The organism is Campylobacter corcagiensis (assembly GCF_013201645.1).
Taxonomy (GTDB): domain Bacteria; phylum Campylobacterota; class Campylobacteria; order Campylobacterales; family Campylobacteraceae; genus Campylobacter_B; species Campylobacter_B corcagiensis.
Genome location: NZ_CP053842.1, coordinates 1,472,830 through 1,493,882 on the forward strand (window position 1 = coordinate 1,472,830; position 21,053 = coordinate 1,493,882).

21 protein-coding genes are annotated in these 21,053 nt (G+C 32.1%); 13 read left to right on the forward strand and 8 right to left on the reverse strand.

The window, feature by feature from the left end:
- Window positions 1–65: 65 nt before the first annotated feature.
- Window positions 66–1,199 carry an aminoacetone oxidase family FAD-binding enzyme gene (locus CCORG_RS07535; protein ID WP_025801796.1) on the reverse strand — a complete coding sequence of 378 codons (1,134 nt, stop codon included), beginning with the start codon at window positions 1,197–1,199 and terminating at the stop codon, window positions 66–68.
- Complete coding sequence (locus CCORG_RS07540; RefSeq protein WP_025801798.1) at window positions 1,186–2,163, reverse strand: tetratricopeptide repeat protein; 978 nt, start codon at window positions 2,161–2,163, stop codon at window positions 1,186–1,188. Before CCORG_RS07540 ends, CCORG_RS07535 begins: the two co-directional genes overlap by 14 nt.
- Window positions 2,164–2,257: 94 nt before the next feature.
- On the opposite strand from CCORG_RS07540, the gene CCORG_RS07545 reads away from it, so the two are divergent.
- The gene (locus tag CCORG_RS07545; protein ID WP_025801800.1) at window positions 2,258–2,656 is read left to right on the forward strand and encodes a YgaP family membrane protein; all 399 of its coding nucleotides are present in this window, start codon (window positions 2,258–2,260) and stop codon (window positions 2,654–2,656) included.
- Here the strand turns inward: CCORG_RS07545 and CCORG_RS07550 are convergent.
- Genes CCORG_RS07550 through CCORG_RS07560 form a run of 3 tightly spaced genes read right to left on the reverse strand, consistent with a single transcriptional unit; the run spans window position 2,646 to window position 4,972 of the window.
- Window positions 2,646–3,029, reverse strand: coding sequence for a fluoride efflux transporter FluC (locus CCORG_RS07550; RefSeq protein ID WP_025801802.1), 384 nt, complete (start codon window positions 3,027–3,029; stop codon window positions 2,646–2,648). The two genes, CCORG_RS07545 and CCORG_RS07550, sit on opposite strands and share 11 nt — an antisense overlap.
- Window positions 3,019–3,681, reverse strand: coding sequence for a lysophospholipid acyltransferase family protein (locus CCORG_RS07555; RefSeq protein WP_051487248.1), 663 nt, complete (start codon window positions 3,679–3,681; stop codon window positions 3,019–3,021). The genes CCORG_RS07550 and CCORG_RS07555 overlap by 11 nt, the downstream gene beginning before the upstream one ends.
- Window positions 3,668–4,972, reverse strand: a complete 1,305-nt coding sequence (locus CCORG_RS07560) for an MFS transporter (RefSeq protein WP_025801806.1) — start codon at window positions 4,970–4,972, stop codon at window positions 3,668–3,670. The genes CCORG_RS07555 and CCORG_RS07560 overlap by 14 nt, the downstream gene beginning before the upstream one ends.
- Window positions 4,973–5,069: 97 nt before the next feature.
- On the opposite strand from CCORG_RS07560, the gene CCORG_RS07565 reads away from it, so the two are divergent.
- The 6 genes from CCORG_RS07565 to CCORG_RS07590 all read left to right on the forward strand — a co-directional run bounded on the left by CCORG_RS07565 (window position 5,070) and on the right by CCORG_RS07590 (window position 11,440).
- Window positions 5,070–5,681, forward strand: coding sequence for a non-canonical purine NTP pyrophosphatase (locus tag CCORG_RS07565; RefSeq protein ID WP_025801808.1), 612 nt, complete (start codon window positions 5,070–5,072; stop codon window positions 5,679–5,681).
- 105 nt (window positions 5,682–5,786) lie between these two features.
- A complete protein-coding gene (locus tag CCORG_RS07570; protein WP_025801810.1) occupies window positions 5,787–6,200 on the forward strand; it encodes an Hsp20/alpha crystallin family protein in 414 nt (137 codons plus the stop codon).
- A gap of 143 nt (window positions 6,201–6,343) precedes the next feature.
- A complete protein-coding gene (locus CCORG_RS07575) occupies window positions 6,344–6,991 on the forward strand; it encodes an amino acid ABC transporter permease (RefSeq protein ID WP_025801812.1) in 648 nt (215 codons plus the stop codon).
- Complete coding sequence (locus CCORG_RS07580; protein WP_025801814.1) at window positions 6,984–7,649, forward strand: amino acid ABC transporter permease; 666 nt, start codon at window positions 6,984–6,986, stop codon at window positions 7,647–7,649. The genes CCORG_RS07575 and CCORG_RS07580 overlap by 8 nt, the downstream gene beginning before the upstream one ends.
- Window positions 7,649–10,699 carry an Eco57I restriction-modification methylase domain-containing protein gene (locus CCORG_RS07585; protein WP_172658571.1) on the forward strand — a complete coding sequence of 1,017 codons (3,051 nt, stop codon included), beginning with the start codon at window positions 7,649–7,651 and terminating at the stop codon, window positions 10,697–10,699. The genes CCORG_RS07580 and CCORG_RS07585 overlap by 1 nt, the downstream gene beginning before the upstream one ends.
- A gap of 3 nt (window positions 10,700–10,702) precedes the next feature.
- Window positions 10,703–11,440, forward strand: coding sequence for an amino acid ABC transporter ATP-binding protein (locus CCORG_RS07590; RefSeq protein ID WP_025801818.1), 738 nt, complete (start codon window positions 10,703–10,705; stop codon window positions 11,438–11,440).
- A 2-nt stretch (window positions 11,441–11,442) separates the two neighbouring features.
- On the opposite strand, the gene CCORG_RS07595 is transcribed toward CCORG_RS07590, so the two are convergent.
- Complete coding sequence (locus CCORG_RS07595) at window positions 11,443–11,718, reverse strand: DUF3861 family protein (RefSeq protein ID WP_025801820.1); 276 nt, start codon at window positions 11,716–11,718, stop codon at window positions 11,443–11,445.
- 133 nt (window positions 11,719–11,851) lie between these two features.
- On the opposite strand from CCORG_RS07595, the gene CCORG_RS07600 reads away from it, so the two are divergent.
- From CCORG_RS07600 to CCORG_RS07625, 6 genes are read left to right on the forward strand one after another with little or no spacing between them, the layout of a single operon-like run.
- Window positions 11,852–13,390: an ABC transporter substrate-binding protein gene (locus tag CCORG_RS07600; protein WP_025801822.1), complete on the forward strand. Its 1,539-nt coding sequence runs from the start codon at window positions 11,852–11,854 to the stop codon at window positions 13,388–13,390.
- On the forward strand, window positions 13,387–14,331 hold the full coding sequence (locus CCORG_RS07605; protein WP_025801824.1) for an ABC transporter permease: 945 nt from the start codon (window positions 13,387–13,389) through the stop codon (window positions 14,329–14,331). Before CCORG_RS07600 ends, CCORG_RS07605 begins: the two co-directional genes overlap by 4 nt.
- Window positions 14,321–15,106 (forward strand): ABC transporter permease, encoded by a 786-nt coding sequence (locus CCORG_RS07610; RefSeq protein WP_025801826.1) that lies wholly within the window; start codon window positions 14,321–14,323, stop codon window positions 15,104–15,106. Before CCORG_RS07605 ends, CCORG_RS07610 begins: the two co-directional genes overlap by 11 nt.
- Window positions 15,103–15,774 carry an ATP-binding cassette domain-containing protein gene (locus CCORG_RS07615; protein WP_034971322.1) on the forward strand — a complete coding sequence of 224 codons (672 nt, stop codon included), beginning with the start codon at window positions 15,103–15,105 and terminating at the stop codon, window positions 15,772–15,774. Before CCORG_RS07610 ends, CCORG_RS07615 begins: the two co-directional genes overlap by 4 nt.
- A complete protein-coding gene (locus tag CCORG_RS07620) occupies window positions 15,768–16,481 on the forward strand; it encodes an ATP-binding cassette domain-containing protein (RefSeq protein WP_025801830.1) in 714 nt (237 codons plus the stop codon). The genes CCORG_RS07615 and CCORG_RS07620 overlap by 7 nt, the downstream gene beginning before the upstream one ends.
- A gap of 59 nt (window positions 16,482–16,540) precedes the next feature.
- Window positions 16,541–17,344, forward strand: coding sequence for a cysteine ABC transporter substrate-binding protein (locus CCORG_RS07625; protein WP_025801832.1), 804 nt, complete (start codon window positions 16,541–16,543; stop codon window positions 17,342–17,344).
- A 94-nt stretch (window positions 17,345–17,438) separates the two neighbouring features.
- Here CCORG_RS07625 and CCORG_RS07630 read toward each other — a convergent pair whose 3' ends face one another.
- Together CCORG_RS07630 and gltS are read right to left on the reverse strand one after the other, a co-directional pair.
- Entirely contained in the window at window positions 17,439–19,526 is a 2,088-nt protein-coding gene (locus CCORG_RS07630; RefSeq protein ID WP_025801834.1) for a TonB-dependent receptor domain-containing protein, read from the reverse strand.
- Window positions 19,527–19,814: 288 nt separating this feature from the next.
- Entirely contained in the window at window positions 19,815–21,032 is a 1,218-nt protein-coding gene (gene gltS, locus CCORG_RS07635) for a sodium/glutamate symporter (protein ID WP_025801836.1), read from the reverse strand.
- Window positions 21,033–21,053 lie beyond the last annotated feature (21 nt).

Genomic DNA, 21,053 nt, shown 5'->3' on the forward strand with positions numbered 1-21,053 from the left:
TTTAATTATATTTTTTAGGTTGTTTTTAGTTAAATTTAATGAAGCACTATAAGAATTTGCGAAATTTATAAAGCACAGCTGTTAAGCTTCTTTGCCACGGCTTTAGCAGATGCAAATGCAAAATGTAGGTTAAATCCACCTATCATACCACTAACATCCAAAATTTCGCCGATAAAATAGAGATTTTTACAAATCTTACTCTCGCAAAAATTTGACATCTCACTCACACAAATCCCACCTTTTGTTATCTCAGCTTTCTCATATCCAAAATTACCAGCAGGAGCAAATTTATAGCTTTGTAAATTCTTAATAATCTCAAACTCACTATCACTAAATCTACTTACAGGCTTATCTAAAAGGTTAAAATTTTTAAGGTAGGCTTTGATAAAATTTCTTGGAAGCGGCAAAACACTTACAAGTTGTTTACGAGAATTTCTAATATTTTTAAGGTTAAAATTTGGCATGAAATTTAGCTCACACTCACCTTTTTGCCAAAAAAGTGAAGCATTCATCGCCACTGGTCCGCTTATACCTTTGTGAGTAAAAAGTAGTTCGCCATCTAAAATTCTACTTCCAACTTTTAACGTCCCTTTTAAACTCACCCCACTTAAACTCTTCATCCAAAACTCAGGCTTTTGCACCGTAAGTCCTACAAGAGCTGGATTTAGAGTTGAAACTTTGTGATTAAATTTCATAGCTATATTGTAGCCGATATCGCTTACTCCTAGGGCTTTTGCACTAAGTCCGCCACTTGCAACAACCAAATTCTTACATGAAAAATCACCACTGTTTGTTGTTAATATGAAATCATCGCCTAGTTTTTTAACACTTTGTACTTTTGTGCTAGTTAAAATCTCGCTATTTTTACACATTTTAAGCAAAGAATTTAGCACATCTTTGCTTGAGCTTGCAAAGAATTGATTATTTTTTATCTTGCTAAATTTCACATCACTAAATTTAGCTAAAACCTCTTTATAGCTCAAATTTGATAAAATTTCATCTATAAATTCAGCATCTCCTAAGTAATTTTGTGATGATATAAACTCATTTGTGATATTGCATTTTCCACCACCGCTGGCAAGAATTTTCTTTCCTACTTTTGAGTTTTGCTCTAAGACAGTGTGCTGTTTTAAAAGAAGCGAGCTAAGATATAGCCCGCTTGCGCCGCCACCAATGATGATGGTCTTAGTTTGCCTCATCTGTTTTATTATTTTCTAAATTTTGAGTTTCGTTATTATCTGTGTTTTGCATAGCGTTTATCTCATTGATTAAATTTTGAAGTAAGTTACAACCATCTTGATTTCCTAGTTGGCAAGATTTTTGATACAAATTTATAGCAGTTTGGATGTCATTTAATGTATTAGCACTACTTTGAACTATAGCACCTAAATTTACACAAGCTGTACTTTCATCTCTTGAACATGCCAAATCATAAAGTCTTACAGCATTTTGTAAATTTTGTTCTATACCTAAACCATTTTGAAACATAAAACCAAGATTGTTACAAGAAGTTAAATTTCCACCATCACAAGCATTTGCGTATAAATTTGCTGCCATAGTTTCGTTTTTATCAGCCCCGCCGAGCCCACCTTGATAGTAAGCTGCTAGGTTATTACATCCGATAGGATCTTTACTGCTACATGATTTATTATAAAACTCAAAAGCTTTTACTAAATCTTTGCTAGCACCATACCCACCTTGATAAAAAAGCCCGGCCACATTACATCTTTCTATCACGCCGCCACTGCATGCTAATTCAGCATATTTTAAAGCTTTTGTTAAATTTTGATCAAGCTCACCTCCATTTTGAAAAACAACAGATAAGCTGTTGCAAGCAGGTGCGTAACCTAGTAAGCATGATTTATCAAGATATTTTATAGCTTTTGGCAACTCTTTTGTAGCTGCTCCAAAAAATAGCGTACCAGCGTTATTGCAACTTTGTGGATGATCTTTTAAGCATCCTTTTTCAAAAAATTTAGCAGAAGCGTTTAAGTCTCCACCATTTGTAATTATCGCAAGACCTGCATTAAAACACTCATTTTCGTTACCTAAAGAACACTTTACTTCGCTACTTAAAAGCTTACCATCAGTCATCTCTGTATAGACGATATATCCAGCCATGACCACTATCACAACTGACAATAAAATAATAATTTTTTTCAATGTTTTACCTTATTTAGAAATTTTAGCCTATTATTTTATACTGTTTTAGCTTAATTTTGGTATAATCAGCCAAAATTTATTAAAAAGAGCATAAATGATAGTTATAGATAGAGCTTTGAGAATTTTAGCTGGGCTTTTTGTTTTGATATTTTTTGGGTTATTATACCCGACTTGGTGGTGTTTTTTAGGACTTATACCACTTGTAACAGGCGTTAGCGGGATATCTTTGGTTTACTGGTTAAGGGGCGAGTATAAAAAGGATAAAAAACCTACAAAAACTCCAGAACAACTAAGCAAAGAAAAACTCTCAAAAGCAGCTAGAAAGCAAAAACGAGACGCTCTTTTTAAGTCTATGAAAAATGAAGCAATAAAAGCGAGAAAATATAGCCAAATGGCATGGAATGAACAAAAAGAGAGCTTAGAAAAGGGTGCATTAAAGCCTAAAAAGCGTGATAATAAACTTTTTAGCGATAAACCGCTTTTTAATGACTAAGTTTAAAAGTTATCATTCCAAGATAGCACGCTACTATACAAAGAGTGATATTTAAAGCTAAATTTAGACCAAATTTTAAAATTTCACCATTTTGTAAAAACATAAGACTTTCATAACTAAATGATGAAAATGTCGTAAATCCGCCACAAATTCCAGCTATTAAAAAGAGTTTTACTTGTGGTGGCAACTCTAAATTCAGAAAAATTCCCATCAAAAATGAGCCGATTGTATTTACAAAAAGAGTAGCATAAGCGAAATTTGTAGGTAGAATTTTACCTGCTCCAAACCCAACTAAAACTCTAAAAAAAGCCCCTATAAAACCGCCAAATCCAGCTAGCAAAAGTGCGTTAAAGCCACTCATCTTACATCTCATCATATGCTTTTTGCATATCTTTTCTAGCTTTTTCAAACCACTCAGGATCGCTTAAATCACAAAGTGGCAAACAAGTCATTTTTATATCAGAGCTTCTAACTTCAACTTTTTTAACATCAAGATTGTAAAGCGTATCTTTTAAAACAATTGGCTGAACTTTTAAATTTAGCTTTTCAGCTAAAACCTTAGCCCCTGTGTGAAATTTCAAAAGCTTATCGCTCCTACCGCGGGTTCCTTCTGGAAAAATAGCCAAAACTCTGCCATTTTCTACTCTATCTTTGGCATCTTTTATGAGTTTTACGATTGAGCGTGGGTTTTTCCTATCTACAGCTATCATCTTTGGAGTTTTTAAAATTTCACCAAAAACTCTCATCTCTCCTATCTCTTTTTTAGCTATCCATGCTAAATTTTTAGGATAAATCTCTTCTAAAATGATGATATCAAGCATACTTTTGTGATTTATCATTATCATATCGGCATCTTCAAACTCACCATTTTTTATAAGTTTATACCCTATCAAAAAGCGTTGTAGCTTTGCCCATTTTCTTCTAAATTTCCAGTTTTTTTTAGGTGCTATTTTAAATAAAATAACTATGAAAAGAATGCTTAAAGCACAAATAAAAGCATATATCCACCCTCTAATTTTTGCCACCATTTACCCCCAAAATTTCTAAAATTTCACTTTTGTTTGTCAAATTTGAGTTGTATTTTACTACAAAACTATCTCCTTTTTGATAGCTTTCTATAAAGCCATTTAGCGAATTTAAAGCACTAAAATTTAGCTTTTCATCAAAATATAAATTCTTAAAAATTGCTGGATTTGTAAGGCTTAAAAGAAGTAAAAACCAAACCAAACTTATAATTAAAACAGTTAAAATAAGTGCTAAAAGACCTAAATTTTGTAAAAAATACCCACCAGCTAATCCGCCAACAAAGCTTCCAAAATACCCAGCTGCGTTAAATATCCCTATAACTGCACCTTTTTCGCCAGCTTTTGCAAATTTTGAAGTTGTACTTTGCATAATTGGCTCGTGCATACAAAAACCCACAAAAAACACCACAATTCCTAGTAAAAATAGATATCTGTTCTGGCTAAAAAGTGCGTAAGACATGGCAAAAAATACAATTCCCAAAAGCATTATCTCCTTGCTTTTGCCCTTTTTTTCACCAACAAATCCAGCAAATCCCATCGCTATCATGCCAAAAATCATCGACACGCTATAAACTATCCAAAACCTGTCTTTATCAAAGCCAAAATTTGTAGTAAGCACGATTGGAATTATAAAAAACGCCATCGTCATAAGCATCTTTTGCATAAAATTTGTAAAATTCATAACTGTGATATCTTTATCAGCTAAAATTTTTAAAAACGGTGTATTTTCGCTGTGAGCTTTAACTTTTACTTCAGGTGGAACTAAAGTGTAAAGTAAGATTATACAAACTAGCGTTAAAATAGCACTTAGATGAAAAAGACTACTTAGTCCAAATTTTGATGCTAAAACTGGACTTAAAACCATAGATAAAGCAAAGCTTAAACCTATCATCATACCCATTACAGCCATTGCTTTGCCTCGTTCTTCTTCTTTGCTAAAATCACTTATCATCGCAATAGCAACGCCACCAACAGCACCACTTCCTTGCAAAAACCTACCAAATATCATCAAATAAATCGAGTCAGTAAAAGCACAAATAAGTGAGCCAATGATAAATATTATAAGCCCAAAAGTCATAGTATTTTTACGCCCAAATTTATCACTTATCGCCCCAAAAGGTGCTTGTAAAATCATCTGCATAATAGCGTAAATTCCTATTGCAACGCCTGCTAGAAAAGTTGTCGAACCATCTAAATCCTTAGCATAAAGCCCAAAAACAGGCAGTATTATAAATAGCCCAAAAAATCTACTTGCTACAACAAACGAAAGAGATAAAACTGTCTTATTCATAAAATATTTCCTATATAAAAATGTTAATTCTAACAGAATAGATAAAATTTCAGTTAAACTTAGGTAAAATTTTGGATTTTAAATTTAAAGGATGTTCATGAAAATAGTTTTAGCTACAAGCAATGGTGATAAAGTTAAAGAGATAAAAGAGTTTTATAAAGAATTTGAAATTTATGCTCTAAGTGAAGTATTAGAGCCATTTTACATAGATGAAACTGGCAAAAGCTTTAAGCAAAACGCACTTATAAAATCGCGCGCTGTTTATGAAAAAATTTGCCAAAAAGGGCTTGAAAATGAGTTTATATCACTAAGTGATGATAGTGGAATTTCACTTCCTATTTTAAATGGTGAACCTGGAATTTACTCAGCAAGATATAGCTTGGATTTAGTTACTAAACCAACAGATAAAACAAATAGGCAAAAACTAATATCTAAAATAAAAGCTCTAAATTTAAAAAGCTCACCAGCTTTTTACACCGCCTGTATCGCAGTTAGCTCTAAATTTGGAGATTTTACAACTCATGGATTTATGTACGGGGATGCTATAACACAAGAAAGGGGCAAAAACGGCTTTGGATATGACTTTATGTTTATACCAAAAGGTTTTGATAAAACCATAAGCGAGCTTGATATTGAGACAAAACTAAAGCTATCTCACCGCTCAAAAGCCTTAGAACTCATGAGATATATCTTAAAAACTATTGTCTAAATCTAAATTTTTAGCACTCTTATTATTAATTTGCTAAAAAACACTTGACATTTAACTCAAACTTGAGTATAATACACTCAAATTAAATAAGTAAAGGAGTTTAAGATGAGAGTAATGAGAAGATATAGTCCACTTTTGGAACTAAGTGATTTCGCAAATGAGCTTTTAGGAGCAAATTCACAAAGGAACATTTCAGGTTTCACACCTGCTGTAAATACAAGAGAAGATGAGAAAAGTTACTATATTGAAGTTGATCTTCCAGGAGTTAAAAAAGAAGATTTAAATGTAGACTTTGATAAAAACCACATCAGTATTTCAGGCGAAAGAAAGTATAAAAACGAGACAAAAGAGGAGGATTACTACAAATCCGAAAGTTTTTTTGGCAAATTTAGCAGAAGCTTTAGCCTTCCTGATAGCGTTGATGCTGATGCGATCAGTGCGAAATTTGAAGATGGTGTGCTAAACATAACTATCCCAAAAGTCGCACCTAAAATAGCTAAAAAAATCGAAATAGAGTAACAAAAGCCGGAGTTTTCCGGCTTATTTTTAAACAAAATACCCCGCATATACAAAGCAAATTCCACTCAAAAATACAAAATCTTAAGTTTTTTAGGATAAAATAACTCAGAAATAAGTTTTATTTAAATTTCACAAGGCAGTTTATGGATTTTGAATTTATAAAAGAATTTACACCGATGTTTATCACAGCTGGAATTCTTACAGTAAAGTTAGCTTTTTTTGGCATAGTTTTAAGTATCATCATAGGCTTAGCTTCTATGAGTTCAAGAGTCTTAAATCTTAAATTTATAAATAAAATTTTTGATATTTACATTGAAATTTCAAGAAATACCCCACTTTTAATCCAGCTTTTTTTCTTATACTACGGTCTTCCAAAAGTTGGTATCAAGCTTGATAGCTTTAGCTGTGGTGTTATTGGGCTTGCGTTTTTAGGTGGAAGCTATATGGCAGAAAGCTTTAGGCTTGGATATGAAGCGGTTAAAAAAGCCCAAATCGAAGCTGGTCTTAGCCTTGGACTTAGCAAATTTCAGCTTATATTTCATGTGATTTTACCACAAGCTTTTTTTATAGCACTTCCATCAATTAGTGCAAATATAATATTTTTAACCAAAGAAACCTCCATCGTTAGCGTTATTGCTTTAGCTGATTTAGTTTATGCTACAAAAGATATCATGGGGCTTTACTATATGACAGATGAGGCACTTTTTATGCTTGTAGTAAGTTATTTAATCATCATTTTACCGATATCTTTAGGGCTAACTCTTTTAGAAAAAAGGCTAAGTTATGTTTGATATTTTATTTGAAGGAAACAACTTCATTCGCCTTATGGTTGGACTTTGGGTAACGGTAAAAATTTCTCTCATTGCTATTGTTATATCTTTAGTTGGTGGGATGGTTCTTGGAATTTTGATGAGTTTAAAAAACCGCTTCATATACGCTATACTTAAATTTGGTCTAGAAGTAGTTCGTATAATGCCACAAATCGTTTGGCTAATGTTAGTTTATTTTGGACTAAGCAAATGGGCAAATATCCATATAAGCGGAGTTGGAGCAGCTATTATTATATTTAGTATTTGGGGCGTTTTTGAGATGATGGACTTGGTTCGTGGAGCAGTTAGTAGCATTCCAAAGCATCAGTTTGAAAGTGCAGCCAGCCTTGGGCTAAAAAGTTATCAAATTTACATCTATGTCATCATACCACTCGCCATGAGACGCCTTGTACCAGCATCTATAAATTTACTAAGCAGAATGATAAAAACAACTTCAATTGTCGTTTTAATAGGCGTCGTTGAAGTAGTAAAAGTAGGTCAGCAAATCATAGATAATGCCGTATTTACCGATAATTACGCTGCGTTTATAGTTTATGGATTTATATTTTTCTTATATTTTGCTATTTGCTATCCAGTTTCAAAACTCTCTAAAATTTTAGAAAATAGGTGGTCAGCGTGATGTTTCAAGAAAAAATTATAAATGAGTTTATAAAAAAACTTGATGAAAAAAAGCTTTTTAAAGCTTACGATGAGTTTAAAAAATTTCAAGACAAAAAAGATGCTATTAAAACTTTCAAAGAAGAAGTTTATCAAGATGGCTTTTTAAAAGATATCTTTGAAAACTGCCTAAACTACACGCTTGATACGACAAATCCTGAAAATTTCAATCTCAAAAGAGAGATGAAAAATGAAACTGATGCTAAAAAAGCAGATGGTGTTATCGCCCTAAATAACGAAGTTGTGGGCATTATAGAGTTAAAAGATACCACCACAAAAGATCTAAATAAAGTTGAAAATCAAGCCTTTAACTACCACAACTCTCACGCAAATTCTCGCTTTATCATCATCTCAAATTTTCAAAAACTTCGCTTTTACATTGATAAAAAGGTAGAATTTGTAGAATTTGATCTTTTTAATCTTAGCTTTGATGAGTTTAAAAAGTTTTATCTGCTTTTAAATTTTGAAAGTATTAAAAATCAAATTCCTCTACTTTTAAAAGATAAATCCATAAATTTTGAAAACGAAATTTCTAAAAAGCTTTATAAAGATTACTCAAATTTTAGGCTAAATTTATTTGAAAATTTGATTAAAAACAACCCCAGCATTGATAAACAAAAGCTTTTATCTTTTACTTCAAAGCTTTGCGATAGGATCATTTTCATACTTTTTGCAGAAGATAAAGCCCTTTTAAAACCAAACACCATTAAAACCATAGAAAACGACTTTCACGCCCAAAAATACACAAATTTTAGCCTTTATGAAATGTATAAATTCTACTTCAAAGCTATAAATAGTGGCGATGAAAAACTTGATATAAAAGCTTATAACGGCGGACTTTTCGCAGATGATAAAGAACTTGACGCTCTAAAAATCGACGATGATGCCTTAAACGCTTCAAAACTAAGCGAGTATGACTTTTCAAGCGAAATTAGTGTAAATATTTTGGGGCATATTTTTGAACAAAGCCTTAATGACTTAGAAGAAATCACAGCAAATATTAAAGGCGACGCGTTTGATAAAACAAAGACCAAACGAAAAAAAGATGGCATTTTTTACACGCCTGAGTTTATCACTAAATTTATAGTTTCTAAAACTTTGGGTGAAATTTGTAAAGAAAAAAGAGAAAATTTACTTTCCTTACCTCATCCAAAAAATAAAAACAATCTAACAAAAAAAGATAAAATCAATAGATATGAGTTTGATAAATACAGAGAATTTTTACTAAGTTTAAAGATCTTAGATCCAGCGTGTGGAAGTGGTGCGTTTTTAAATGAAGCGATGAATTTTTTGATAAATGAGCATAAATTTTGTGCAAATTTAAGGCAAGAAATTTATGGCGATGATTTAGGGCTTTTTGATATAGAAAATGCCATCTTAGAAAACAACCTTTACGGCGTTGATATCAACGAAAACGCAGTTGAGATCGCAAAACTTTCTTTATGGTTAAAATCCGCACAAGTTGGCAGAAAACTCACAAATTTAAGTAAAAATTTAGTAACCGCAAACTCTTTAACAAATTTTCCTTTTAAAGATCTTAAATTTGACGCAGTTATCGGAAATCCACCATATGTGCGTCAAGAACTCATAAAAGACCAAAAGCCACTTTTAGAACAAATTTATGAGGTTTTTAACGGCACAGCGGATCTATATGTCTATTTTTACGAGCTTGGTTTTAAAGCCTTAAAAGATGATGGTTATTTAGGATTTATCTGTTCAAATAAATTTTTTCGCACAAGATATGGTGAAAATTTAAGAGAGTTTTTGCTAAGTAAATTTAGCTTTAAACAAATCGTTGATTTTAACGGGGTTAAAATTTTTGAAGATGCCACGGTTGATAGTGCTATAACGGTATTTCAAAAAGCTATTAATAAAAATAACTCCTTTGAGTTTAGCTCAAATTTAGATGAAATTTTAGCCATTATTCCACAAAATCTGCTCTCAAAAACCGCTTTTACTTTTTTAAACAAAACTGAGTTTAGCATAAAATCAAAGCTACAAAGCAAAGGCACACCACTTAAAGAGTGGGATATAAATATTTATCGTGGAATTTTAACAGGACTAAACGAAGCTTTTATAATCGACACAAAAACAAAAGATGAAATTTTAGCCACTTGTAAAGATGAAGCCGAAAAAACAGCTACTGCGAATTTAATAAAAAAGATTTTAAGAGGGCGAGATATCAAAAGATACTCGTATGAGTGGGCGGATTTGTGGCTGATTTGCACTTTTCCAGCACTAAATTTAGATATAGAAAACTATCCTACACTTAAGAATTTCTTAATGAATTTTATGCCTAGATTAAACCAAAGTGGCGAAAAAGGTTGTAGAAAAAAGACATCAAATAAATGGTTTGAAACGCAGGATAATATCGCGTATTATAAGGAATTTGAAAAGGATAAAATCATTTATCCAAATATGGCAAGTGAATTTGTAGCTTATTATGACCCTGATAATTTTTATACAAACCAGAAATGTTTCACGATAACAAGCGATAAAGAGAATTTAAAATTTTTAACTATTTTTTTAAACTCAAAAATAAATTTTTGGTATTTTAAACAAATTGGTGCTAGACTTGGAAGTGGCTATGAAATGAGTAAAATTTTTGTTGAAAAACTTCTAGTACCGCAAATTTCAGCTGATGAAATGGCTAAATTTACAGATTTAGCCGAACAGCTTTTAGAACTGCATGAAAATTTAAAAGAGATAAAACAAGCTTTTTTAAATGAGTTAAATTTAACCAAAACTCCAAAAAGCTTAGAAAACTTTGAAAATTTAGAATTTGATGAGTTTATAAAAGAACTCTCAAAAGCCTTAAAGCTTAAATTTAAAGATAAATTTGATGAGGGAAATTTCAAAAATGAGTGGGAGAGAATTTTCACACACGATAAAGAAAGTGTGCTAAATTTACAAAGCAAAATCGCAAATTTAGATAAAAAGGCAAATGATTTGGTTTATAAACTTTTTGAGTTAAACAACGATGAGATTAAATTTATAGAAAATTTAGGATAAAAGATGGAAATTTTAAAATTAAATAGTATTAATAAATTTTACGGCGAAAATCACGCTTTAAAAGATCTAAGCTTTAGTGTAAAAAAGGGCGAAGTTGTGGTTATTTTAGGTCCTTCTGGGTGTGGCAAAAGCACGACTTTAAGATGCATAAATGGACTTGAAAAAATTCAAAGTGGCACGATGGAAATTCTAGGTGTGAAAATTGACAAAGACTTTAAAAACTGGCGTGAAATCCGCCAAAAAGTTGGGATGGTTTTTCAAAGCTATGAGCTTTTTGATCATCTAAATGTAATGAAAAATGTCACACTTGGACCGATGAAAGTTGAAGGAATTAGCAAAGATGAAGCTGAAAAAAGGGCTAAATTTTGGCTTAAAAAAGTTGGTCTTATCCAAAAAGCCTACGCTCATCCAAAAGAGCTTAGTGGCGGACAAAAACAGCGTGTTGCTATAGTAAGAGCGCTGTGTATGAATCCTGAAATAATGCTATTTGACGAAGTTACCGCCGCACTTGATCCTGAAATCGTAAGAGAGGTTTTAGATGTGATGCTAAGCTTAGCAAGTGAAGGTCGCACAATGTTAATCGTCACGCATGAGATGGCGTTTGCAAGGGCGGTAGCGGATAAAATCATCTTTATGGATAAAGGCGTGATTGTAGAAACTTCAACGCCTGATGAGTTTTTTACAAATCCAAAAACCGATAGGGCGAAGAAGTTTTTAAATATGTTTGAGTTTAAAAAGTAAATTTACTCTTTAAAGCTTGATTTAACCACTTTCATCATATCTTTTAGCATAGGAAAAAGCTCATTAAAGGGCTTTTCATTTTTGTTTTTTAAGATAGTTTCGATAAAAAGCTTTAAACCAACGATAAAAGCTATCTTATCATCACTGCTTACGTTTATATCAAGATCTCTAAAACGGCTTATAATGTTAAAAACATCGTCGTGATTTGTAGAGTTGAATTTAATCTCTTTTTGATCGCTTAAATCCTTAAAGCTCACTTCATATTTATATTTTTCCATATTTTTTCCTTTATTTATTTTGATTTAATTTATCATTATAGCAATAAATTAAAAATACTAAAAACTCCTAGTTTAATAATACTTTTACTAATAAAATATTATAATACTAGAAATTTTCAGTAAAGGATGTGATATGAAAAATATTTTCAAGATATTTCTACTCTTTGCTTTGGCGTTAAATTTTGCCTTTGCAAAGGATGTTTTAGTTGTGGGAATTGAGGGCGAAACCAAGCGTCTTAATCCACTATATGATGAAGACCATGACCCAACTTTAGGTTTGCTTTTTTCAGGACTTACAAAACACGATGAAAACACAAAAGTCGTTCCTGATTTAGCAAAAAGCTGGGAGATAAGCGAAGATGGGCTTGAGTATGTTTTTACTCTAAGAGATGACGCGTATTGGCATGATGGCGAAAAATTTAGTGCTGAGGACGTTAAATTTAGCATTGAAAGTGCAAAAGATAAAACTCTAAATTCACCAGCCATTGCTAACTATGAGATGGTAAAAAGCGTTGAAATTTTAGATCCATATAAATTAAAAGTAACACTAAATTCGCCATTTCCACCATTTTTAGACGCTCTTAGTTTTGGAGTTTTGCCTAAGCATTTATTAGAAGGAAAAAACATTGACTCTGATAAATTTAATGAAAATCCAGTTGGAACAGGACCATATAAATTTGTAGAGTGGAAAAAAGGTCAAAGCGTTGAATTTGTGGCAAATGAAGAGTATTACGCTACAAAGCCAAGTATAAAAAGAGTTTTTCTAAAAGTAGTTCCTGATGCAAATGTAAGACTTATGCAGCTTAAAAGCGGCGAGTTAGACGCGGCTTTGATTGACTCAAGCGGAGTTGAGCTTGCTAAGAGTGATAAAAATTTAGATGTTATTAAATTTGATAGTGCTGATTATAGGGCTTTAATGTTTAACTTTAACCATGAAATTTTAAAAGATAGAGCCGTTAGAGTAGCTCTAAACTACTTCACAGATAAAGACTCAATCGTTAAAAACCTACTACACAATCAAGGAATCGTAGCTCACAACCCAATCCAAAAAAGCTTTGCAAATGACCTAAGCAAAAAATATAGCTTTGATCCTAAAAAAGGTGATGAAATTTTAACTAAAGCTGGCTGGAAAAAGAATAAAAACGGAATTTATGAAAAAGATGGTAAAACTTTAAGCTTTGATATTTATAGCTTTAACTCAGATCCACTAAGAGTTGCTATTGCAAATATTTTAAGTCTTGAACTTCAAAAACAAGGCATTGATGCAAAAGCTTACGCTAAGCCAAAAACAGCTTTTAAAATAGCTGATGTTGATAGCTTTATAATCGGCTGGGGAAGCCCATTTGATCCTGATTTTCACACATATAGAATTTTTGGAAGTTTTGCTGATAGCGACATAAATGAAAACGGCTGGAACTATAGTCACTATAAAGATGAAAACGCTGATGAGGCTTTAAAAAATGCAAGAAGCACAAATGATATAGAAAAAAGAAAGGCTTACTATAAGGAATTTTTAGATGCGATTTATGAAAATCCTCCATATATTTTCGTAGCTTATCTTGACTTTAACCTTGCTCATAACAAAAACCTAACAGGCATAAAAACCCAAACTTTAGGACACCACGGTGCTGGATTTTTATGGAATATAAATGAGTGGAAGTTTAAAGATTGATAAATTTAATCTCTAAAAAACTAGCCCAAAGTGCGTTAATGCTTTTTGGGCTATCATTTATCGTTTTTTTAGTTCTTTTTTTACTTCCTGGCGATGTGACAAGTGCTATGTTTTCTCGTCCTGAGTCTATAAGTACATCGCAAAAAGAGCAAATCTTGATAAATTTAGGACTTGATAAGGGGTTTTTTACTCAGTATTTTTTATGGTTAAAAAGCATTTTTACTTTTGATTTTGGTCATAGTTTTATAAATGGGCAAAGTGTTGGTTCTATTATTGTGGAGCGTCTGCCAAATAGTCTTATTTTGCTAGGGCTTAGCTATTTTTTTATTATGTTTTTATCACTTATTTTAGGCATAATTAGTGCTGTTTATAAAAATAGCTTTGTTGATTATTTTATAAATTTTAGTACTTTTACTCTTATGTGTATGCCACACTTTTGGTTTGGGCTTATGCTTATTATAATTTTTAGTGTAAATTTGGGCTTGCTTCCTAGTTCTGGAGCGAATTTTTTAGGTCAAAATGGCTTTAGTTTAAAGCACACCATTTTGCCGCTTTGTGCTATAGTTTTGCCACATATTGGCATAAATATCAAATTTATTAGAGATCTGTTTGTAGAAAATATAAATAAAGAATTTATCCAAGCATCTATTGCAAGAGGGCTTAATAAATTTGATATTTATAAACTTACTATTTTATATATTTCACCTAGTATAGTTCGTTATTTTGGGACTTTAGCTGGTTCTATTTTTGGTGGGCTATATGTGATAGAAGCTGTTTTTTCATACCCTGGAGTTGGTGAGTTATCACTAAATTCAATAATCGCAAAAGATTATCCTGTAGTTCTTGCTACGCTTTTAGTAAGTGGCATTATCGTTGTTTTGGCAAATTTAATAGCTGAAATTTTATCTATTTTGATTGATAAGAGAAATTATGAAAAGTAAATTATTTTTATTTTTTATTATTATTTGTGCTTTTTTAGTCATTGGCGTTGAGTATTTGCCGCTGATAAATCCAAATTTAACAAATTTCCAAAGCTCAAATTTAGCTCCAAATTTTAAGCATGTTTTTGGGACGGATTTTTTAGGTAGAGATATCTTTTCAAGAACGATTTTTGGCTTAAAAACATCTATAATTATAGGATTTTTTGCTGGAATTTTAACAACTATTTTAGCTTTTATCTACGCTGGAATTTCTCAAATTTTTAAAATTTCAAGCGTTTTTGAACACATAATCGATGCGTTTTTAGCAGTGCCTAATATTTTATTTATTATGATTTTTTCAACCATAACTAGTGGTGAAATTTTAGATATGATTTTAGTAATTGCCATTTTTTCATGGATGAGTTCTGCTAAGGTTTTTATAACAAATATCAAAGTTATCAAAACTTCGCCTTATATTTTACAGGCAAAATGCTTTTGTGATAGCAAATTTAAGCTTTTATTTTTTGAAATTTTACCAAATTTAAAAGGGCTTTTCTTATCACTTTTTGCTATAAATATCGCTCACTCTATGGCGTATGAAGCAACTTTAAGCTTTTTTGGAATGGGTGGGGATTTAAGTCTTATAAGCCTTGGGCTTATGTTAAATGAAAGCACAAGTGCTGTTTTAATGGGAAGTTGGTGGGTTGGATTTTTTCCTGGATTTGTGCTGTTTTTAGTGATATTTGCCATTATTTATGCAAGTTCAAAGTTAGAAAATCAAGGCATAAAAGTATGATAAATATTAAAAATTTAAACCTTTTTTACAAAAATACTCAAATTTTAAAAAGCATTGATTTTGCTACAAATGGTGTTGGGTGCGTGTGTATAATGGGCAAAAGTGGCTCTGGAAAGTCAATGTTTGCTAAAAGTTTTATAAAGCTTTTTGATAGCGATTTTAAACTAAGTGCAGATAAATTTGAAGTTTTTAACCAAAATATTTTACATTTAAAGGGTGCAAATTTAAGAGAATTTAGGCAAAAAACCTCTGCTTTGATTTTTCAAAATCCAGTTGGTTCTTTGCATCCGCTTTTAAATATTGGAGATAGCTTTAATCTATATCTGAAAAAAACTATAAAAAATCCTAAAAAAGTAGCTTTTGAGTATTTACAAAAGCTTGGGTTTGATGATTTAAACCTTCTTTGGCATAAATTTCCATATGAACTAAGTGGTGGCGAAGCAAGTAGAGTAAATATCGCTATTGCGCTTTGTTTAAAACCAAAAATGCTAATTTGTGATGAGATAACAGCAAGCCTTGATACTATAAATCAAAAAGCAGTTATTGATATCATAAATTTAATCAAACAAGACCGCCAAATAATCTTTATCACGCACCAAAAAAGCGTTGCAAACTCTGTTGGAGATAGCTTTTATGAGATGAAAAATGGAGAACTAAAGCCATGCTAGAGGTTAAAAATATTACTTTGTCATATGACTTTAAAGAGCATTTTAACAAAAAAGCTAAAAAACTAACCATTTTAAACGATATAAGTTTTAGCTTAGAAAGTGGTGAAAATTTATCCATACTTGGCGTAAGCGGAAGTGGTAAAAGCTCGTTAGCTAGGGTTATAGCTGGTCTTATAAAACCACAAAGCGGAACTATTTTGCTAAACGGTAAGAGTTTAAATTTTGATAATTTTAAAGAATTTTCTAAAATATCACTTCTTATGCAAAATCAAAAATCCTGCCTAAACCCAGCCCTTAAAATCAAAACATCACTAAAGCTTTTAGAAAAATACCAAAACACAAAATTTATAGGAATCTTAGACAGTCTAAAAAGCCTAAATTTAAGCAAAAACACCCTTGATAAATATCCACACGAGTTAAGTGGTGGCGAAGCAAGTAGAGTTGGGATTTTAAAATCTTTACTTATAAAATCTGAAATTTTAATACTAGATGAGATAACATCTGGTCTTGATGATGATAATATCGCTCAACTTTTAGAGCTTATAAAAGGTATAAAAACTAGCATAATTTTTATAACTCATGATCTAAATTTAGCGCAAAAAGTATCTAAAAATTTCATCATCATAGAAAGTGCTAATCTTGTGACATATGGCAAATTTAGCGATATGCAAAATGATGAAATAGTTAAAAAATATCAAAATATTTAAAAATAATTAATATAATCACAAAAGCCCTTAGTTTAAGGAATTTATACAAAGGATAGAAAATGAAAAAAATTCTAACAATTTTTACAGCTTTAGCACTTAGCTTTATCACGCTTAATGCTTCTTCGCTTGATGAGATACAAAAGCGTGGCATAGTTAAAATAGGAGTTTTTGGCGATAAGTTGCCATTTGGATATATCGATAGCGATGGTAAAAACGCAGGATATGACATAGAACTTGCTAAAAGAATAGCAAAAGAGCTTTTTGGCGATGAGAGCAAGGTAGAGTATTTGTTAGTCGATCCAGCTACAAGAGTTGAATTTTTAAACGCTAATAAAGTTGATATTATATTAGCAAATTTCACTAAAACAAAAGAGAGAGAAAGAGTTGTTGACTTTGCAAGTCCGTATATGAAGGTAAGCATTGGCGTTGTTAGTAAAGAAAGTAATCCTATTAAAAGCGTTGATGACTTAAAAGGCAAAACTTTGCTTATCAATAAAGGAACAACTTCGGATCTATATTTCACTAAAAACAAACCAGACGCAAAGATATTAAAATTTGATCAAATCGCTGAGACTTTAGCTGCTATGCTTGATGGTAGGGGCGATGCGTTAGCACATGATAATGTATTTTTATTTGCCTGGGCAAAAAATAATCCTGGACATGTAGTTGCTATTGAGGCTTTAGGAAATGAAGATGTTATTGCTCCAGCTGTTAAAAAAGGCAACAAAGAGCTTCTAAATTGGCTAAATGAGCTAATCGCAAAGCTTGAGAGTGAGAAATTTTTCGCTGCTGCTTATGATAAAACTATTCGCCCAGTTTATGGTGATGATATCAATCCAGCAAGTGTTTTGATAGAAAAATAAATATGATTTCTTAAATTTATAAAAGTTGTATAAATTTAACTTAGCCCCAAAGCGGGGCTAATGAAAAAGGAGTTTTTAAAATGGTTTTTAAAAATTAAAAGTCATATCTATAACTTAACCAAAAATTTCGTCTATCTGTAAAATCGCTATACTCGTTTGTATAAGTTGGAACTATTTCTCCATATCCATTTCTTCTATTTCCAGTGTGAACTGGCTCGATATACTCTTTATCAAAGATATTATTTACTACGAAATTTATAGTTTGGTTCTCATTGATTTTATACTGCATTCCTAAATCAAACGCGTAAAAATCCTTATATTTTGGCACATTTTTCTTACCTCTTCCTGTATTTATGTGATCAAGCCTAGCTCTAGCTTTAAAAAACGCACTAAAATAGCCTATTTCATAGTTGATTTTTGCCATTGCAACTTGCCTTGGAACATCGCCTATGACATCTCCGTAGTTTTTACCACTTGTTTTATTTTTCTTATCGATATAGGTGTAACTTGCATCAAAGCTAAATCCATTAAATTTAGCAGTATTTATGCCTATTTCTATACCTTTTGTCTGAGTTTTATTTAAGTTTTGCATACTTCTACAAACAAAGCTGTTTCCATCGCAAATTCCATGACCTGCATTTGTTCCATTAGGGACATTATGCACAGATTTTATCTCATCTTTAAAGTCAGTTATAAAGCCAGTTAGCGAGATATTCATAATATCAGGAATGTTAATATTCATACCTAGTTCGTAGTTTATGCTACTTTCGGGTTTTAAATCAGGATTTCCAAAGGTCGCAGAATCACCTGATAATGCAGCTAAGCCCTTGTTTAAATCTTTTGGACTTGGAGTTTTATACCCTTTTGCAACGCCACCTTTTAGGGTTAGATAATCATTTGCATGATAGACTAAATAAACCCTTGGAACTATTTCTGAACCAAAAATATCATTATAAAGATATCTAAGACCTGTTGTAAAGATCAAATCATTAGTTATAAGCCACTCATTTTCAGCATAAACGGCTAAGTTTTTTTGAGATTTTGTCCCTTCAAATGAGACAACATTACTTACTTTTCTATCATAAAGTTCTTCTTTATCAAATCTTAATCCAAAAGTTGTGATAAAATCACCCCACGACCCAACGCTAAATGGAAGTACCGCCTTGCTTTCAGCAGTGTACATTTTACTATCAAAGCCCTTAAACGAGCCACTTCCATACATGTGGTTGTATTGTAAATACGAATTTGTTGAGCCCCAGTTGTAAGTTCCATCGTGATTTAATACAAAAGTATCTTTTTGTGTTTTATAATAAAACGGTCTTGCACCTTGAGCAACCCCATTTACTGGCTTCATCGCGACACTTCCGCCAGCTTTTTTAGTAATTATCTCATTTGTTGTATGGTCATAATCTAAATAAAAATGGTTATTTTCATTTAAAGAGTAGTCCAGCCTTAAGCCAAAGTTTAAGTTTTTATACTCACCTGGTCCGCCATAAGCCTTTTCTATCTCTCTTGCACTGCTTGGAACTCCAGGCCATTTTACATCGTTTTGTTCTTTTGTATAATAGCCAAATCTAAGCCCAAAAGATAGCACATCATCAATCACAGGCGTTGATGCAAAAGCACTTGTTCCCCAGCTGTTTCCATACTCGGAGTGCTGTTGCAAACCACCCTCTACTTGAATGGACCCAGTTGGTTTATTTGGGTGCTTTTTAGTGATGATATTTACAACACCACCAACTGCTTCTGAGCCATAAAGCGTTGAAGCAGGACCCTTTATAACCTCAACTCTTTCTATCATACCAACTGGTGGCATAAAAGCTGACGCAGTTGCATCCATTCCGTTAGAATACATCCCATCAACTGCATTTTGCCTTTTTCCATCGATTAAAATAAGAGTATATTTTGGACCAAAGCCTCTTATATTAAACGATCTAAGACCGCTATTTCCATGCACACTTGTATCAACGCCAGGGATTTCTTCTATCATCTCACCGATATCTTTTACAGGGCGTTTTTGTAAATCTTCACCTTTTATAACGCTAATACTTGCTGGTGCGTCGATCAACTGCTGGGCATAACCAGAGGCTGAGACAACCTCTATCTCATCGAGCTTTATAGTCTCATTTGCAAAACCAAATGAACAAACTAAAGCTAAGCTAAGAGTGGTTTTTCTACTCATTGCATTTTCCTTATTAATAAATTTTAAACATTAGGTATTTTATCTTTAATAAACTTACAATAAGATAAATTTGATAGTAATTATCATTAATTAAAAATAAATTTTATTAATTTAGAAAACATACATTTGTAAATATTATAAAACAAACTTTTAGTTAGTAAATTCATACGAGACAGTTTATTTTTTAGTTATAAATTTATTCAACAATTAAATTTGGGTAATATTTTTAAAAGCGACCCTAAAAATTTAAGATCGCCTCTTTATGAAATCAATATAAAATTTATCTTTTTATCCAAACAAAGGAAGCTTTAAGAAAAGCGTGATAGTTAAAGCATTTGCGATATCTACAAAAAATCCACCCATTATCGGAACGATAATAAATGCGATATTTGATGGTCCAAAGTGATAAGTTACTGCTTGAAGGTTTGCTACAGCTGTTGGAGTTGCACCCATTCCAAAACCACAATGCCCAGCTACTAAGCACGCTGCATCATAGTCTTTGCCACAAATACTAAATGTCACATATCTAACCCAAAGGATTATCACAACAGTTTGAATAGCTAAAAGCACTACCAAAGGCACGGCTAACTTGGTAAGTTCTACTAAATTTAGAGTCATTATCGCCATTGCTAAAAACATCGATAAGCTTACATTTCCTATTACCCCAACTTCTCTATCAAAAACTTGATGGATATTAAAATAAGACAAAGAATTTCTAACTAAAATACCGGTAAAAAGACACCACACAAATGTTGGCATTGTTATAGCGCTACCTTTTGTAAGGGCTGCTATAGTTGTTCCTACAAACATAGAAAACGCAAAAAGCCCCATACTTGTAAGAAATGACTCAGTTGTTATTAGGCGTTGTTTTTCAGGTTCAGCAAAAGCATAATCACTTGTGCTATTTTCACTTGCAAGCTCAGTTGGTTTTAAATTATACTTTGTGATAAGTCTTCCAGCAATCGGACCGCCTAAAAGTCCACCCGCTATAAGTCCATAAGTAGCACTCGCCATAGCAACTTCTATAGCTATACTGAAGTTATATGGATCTGCACTAAAGACATTACCCCACGCTGCACCTGTGCCATGACCTCCACTTAGAGTGATAGAACCAGCTAAAAGTCCAAGTAGTGGGTTTTCGCCCATAGCACTCATAACACCAATTCCGACGATGTTTTGTACAAAAAGAAAAAGACAAACAGAAATTCCAAAAAGTACTAGAAGTTTGCCACCTTTTTTAAGGCTTGCAAAGTCCGCACTAAGACCCACAGAAGTAAAAAACATAAGCATAAATGGATCTTTTATACTCTCTTCAAAAGTTATTTTCACACCAAATACAACTTGAGATATAAAAAACACAAAAGCAAAAATAAGTCCACCAGTTACTGGTATTGGAATATCATATTTTCTTAAAAATTTCCAGTTTTTAGTAATAAGCCCACCAACTAAAAGCACTAGGCAAATAGCCAGTAAAGTAGCATAAAAATCAAGCCTAATAGTTACCATTTCAGCCGTTTTGGTAATAGT

Excerpts from the sequence above, each read along its gene's own strand:
- CCORG_RS07590 (WP_025801818.1), top strand. The coding sequence starts at position 10,703 with ATGGAAATTTTAAAATTAAATAGTATTAATAAATTTTACGGCGAAAAT.
- CCORG_RS07595 (WP_025801820.1), bottom strand. The coding sequence starts at position 11,718 with ATGGAAAAATATAAATATGAAGTGAGCTTTAAGGATTTAAGCGATCAA.
- CCORG_RS07585 (WP_172658571.1), top strand. The coding sequence starts at position 7,649 with ATGTTTCAAGAAAAAATTATAAATGAGTTTATAAAAAAACTTGATGAA.
- CCORG_RS07550 (WP_025801802.1), bottom strand. The coding sequence starts at position 3,029 with ATGAGATGTAAGATGAGTGGCTTTAACGCACTTTTGCTAGCTGGATTT.
- CCORG_RS07535 (WP_025801796.1), bottom strand. The coding sequence starts at position 1,199 with ATGAGGCAAACTAAGACCATCATCATTGGTGGCGGCGCAAGCGGGCTA.
- CCORG_RS07545 (WP_025801800.1), top strand. The coding sequence starts at position 2,258 with ATGATAGTTATAGATAGAGCTTTGAGAATTTTAGCTGGGCTTTTTGTT.
- CCORG_RS07620 (WP_025801830.1), top strand. The coding sequence starts at position 15,768 with ATGCTAGAGGTTAAAAATATTACTTTGTCATATGACTTTAAAGAGCAT.
- CCORG_RS07600 (WP_025801822.1), top strand. The coding sequence starts at position 11,852 with ATGAAAAATATTTTCAAGATATTTCTACTCTTTGCTTTGGCGTTAAAT.
- CCORG_RS07610 (WP_025801826.1), top strand. The coding sequence starts at position 14,321 with ATGAAAAGTAAATTATTTTTATTTTTTATTATTATTTGTGCTTTTTTA.
- CCORG_RS07630 (WP_025801834.1), bottom strand. The coding sequence starts at position 19,526 with ATGAGTAGAAAAACCACTCTTAGCTTAGCTTTAGTTTGTTCATTTGGT.
- CCORG_RS07580 (WP_025801814.1), top strand. The coding sequence starts at position 6,984 with ATGTTTGATATTTTATTTGAAGGAAACAACTTCATTCGCCTTATGGTT.
- CCORG_RS07625 (WP_025801832.1), top strand. The coding sequence starts at position 16,541 with ATGAAAAAAATTCTAACAATTTTTACAGCTTTAGCACTTAGCTTTATC.
- CCORG_RS07615 (WP_034971322.1), top strand. The coding sequence starts at position 15,103 with ATGATAAATATTAAAAATTTAAACCTTTTTTACAAAAATACTCAAATT.
- CCORG_RS07565 (WP_025801808.1), top strand. The coding sequence starts at position 5,070 with ATGAAAATAGTTTTAGCTACAAGCAATGGTGATAAAGTTAAAGAGATA.
- CCORG_RS07570 (WP_025801810.1), top strand. The coding sequence starts at position 5,787 with ATGAGAGTAATGAGAAGATATAGTCCACTTTTGGAACTAAGTGATTTC.
- CCORG_RS07575 (WP_025801812.1), top strand. The coding sequence starts at position 6,344 with ATGGATTTTGAATTTATAAAAGAATTTACACCGATGTTTATCACAGCT.
- CCORG_RS07560 (WP_025801806.1), bottom strand. The coding sequence starts at position 4,972 with ATGAATAAGACAGTTTTATCTCTTTCGTTTGTTGTAGCAAGTAGATTT.
- gltS (WP_025801836.1), bottom strand. The coding sequence starts at position 21,032 with ATGGTAACTATTAGGCTTGATTTTTATGCTACTTTACTGGCTATTTGC.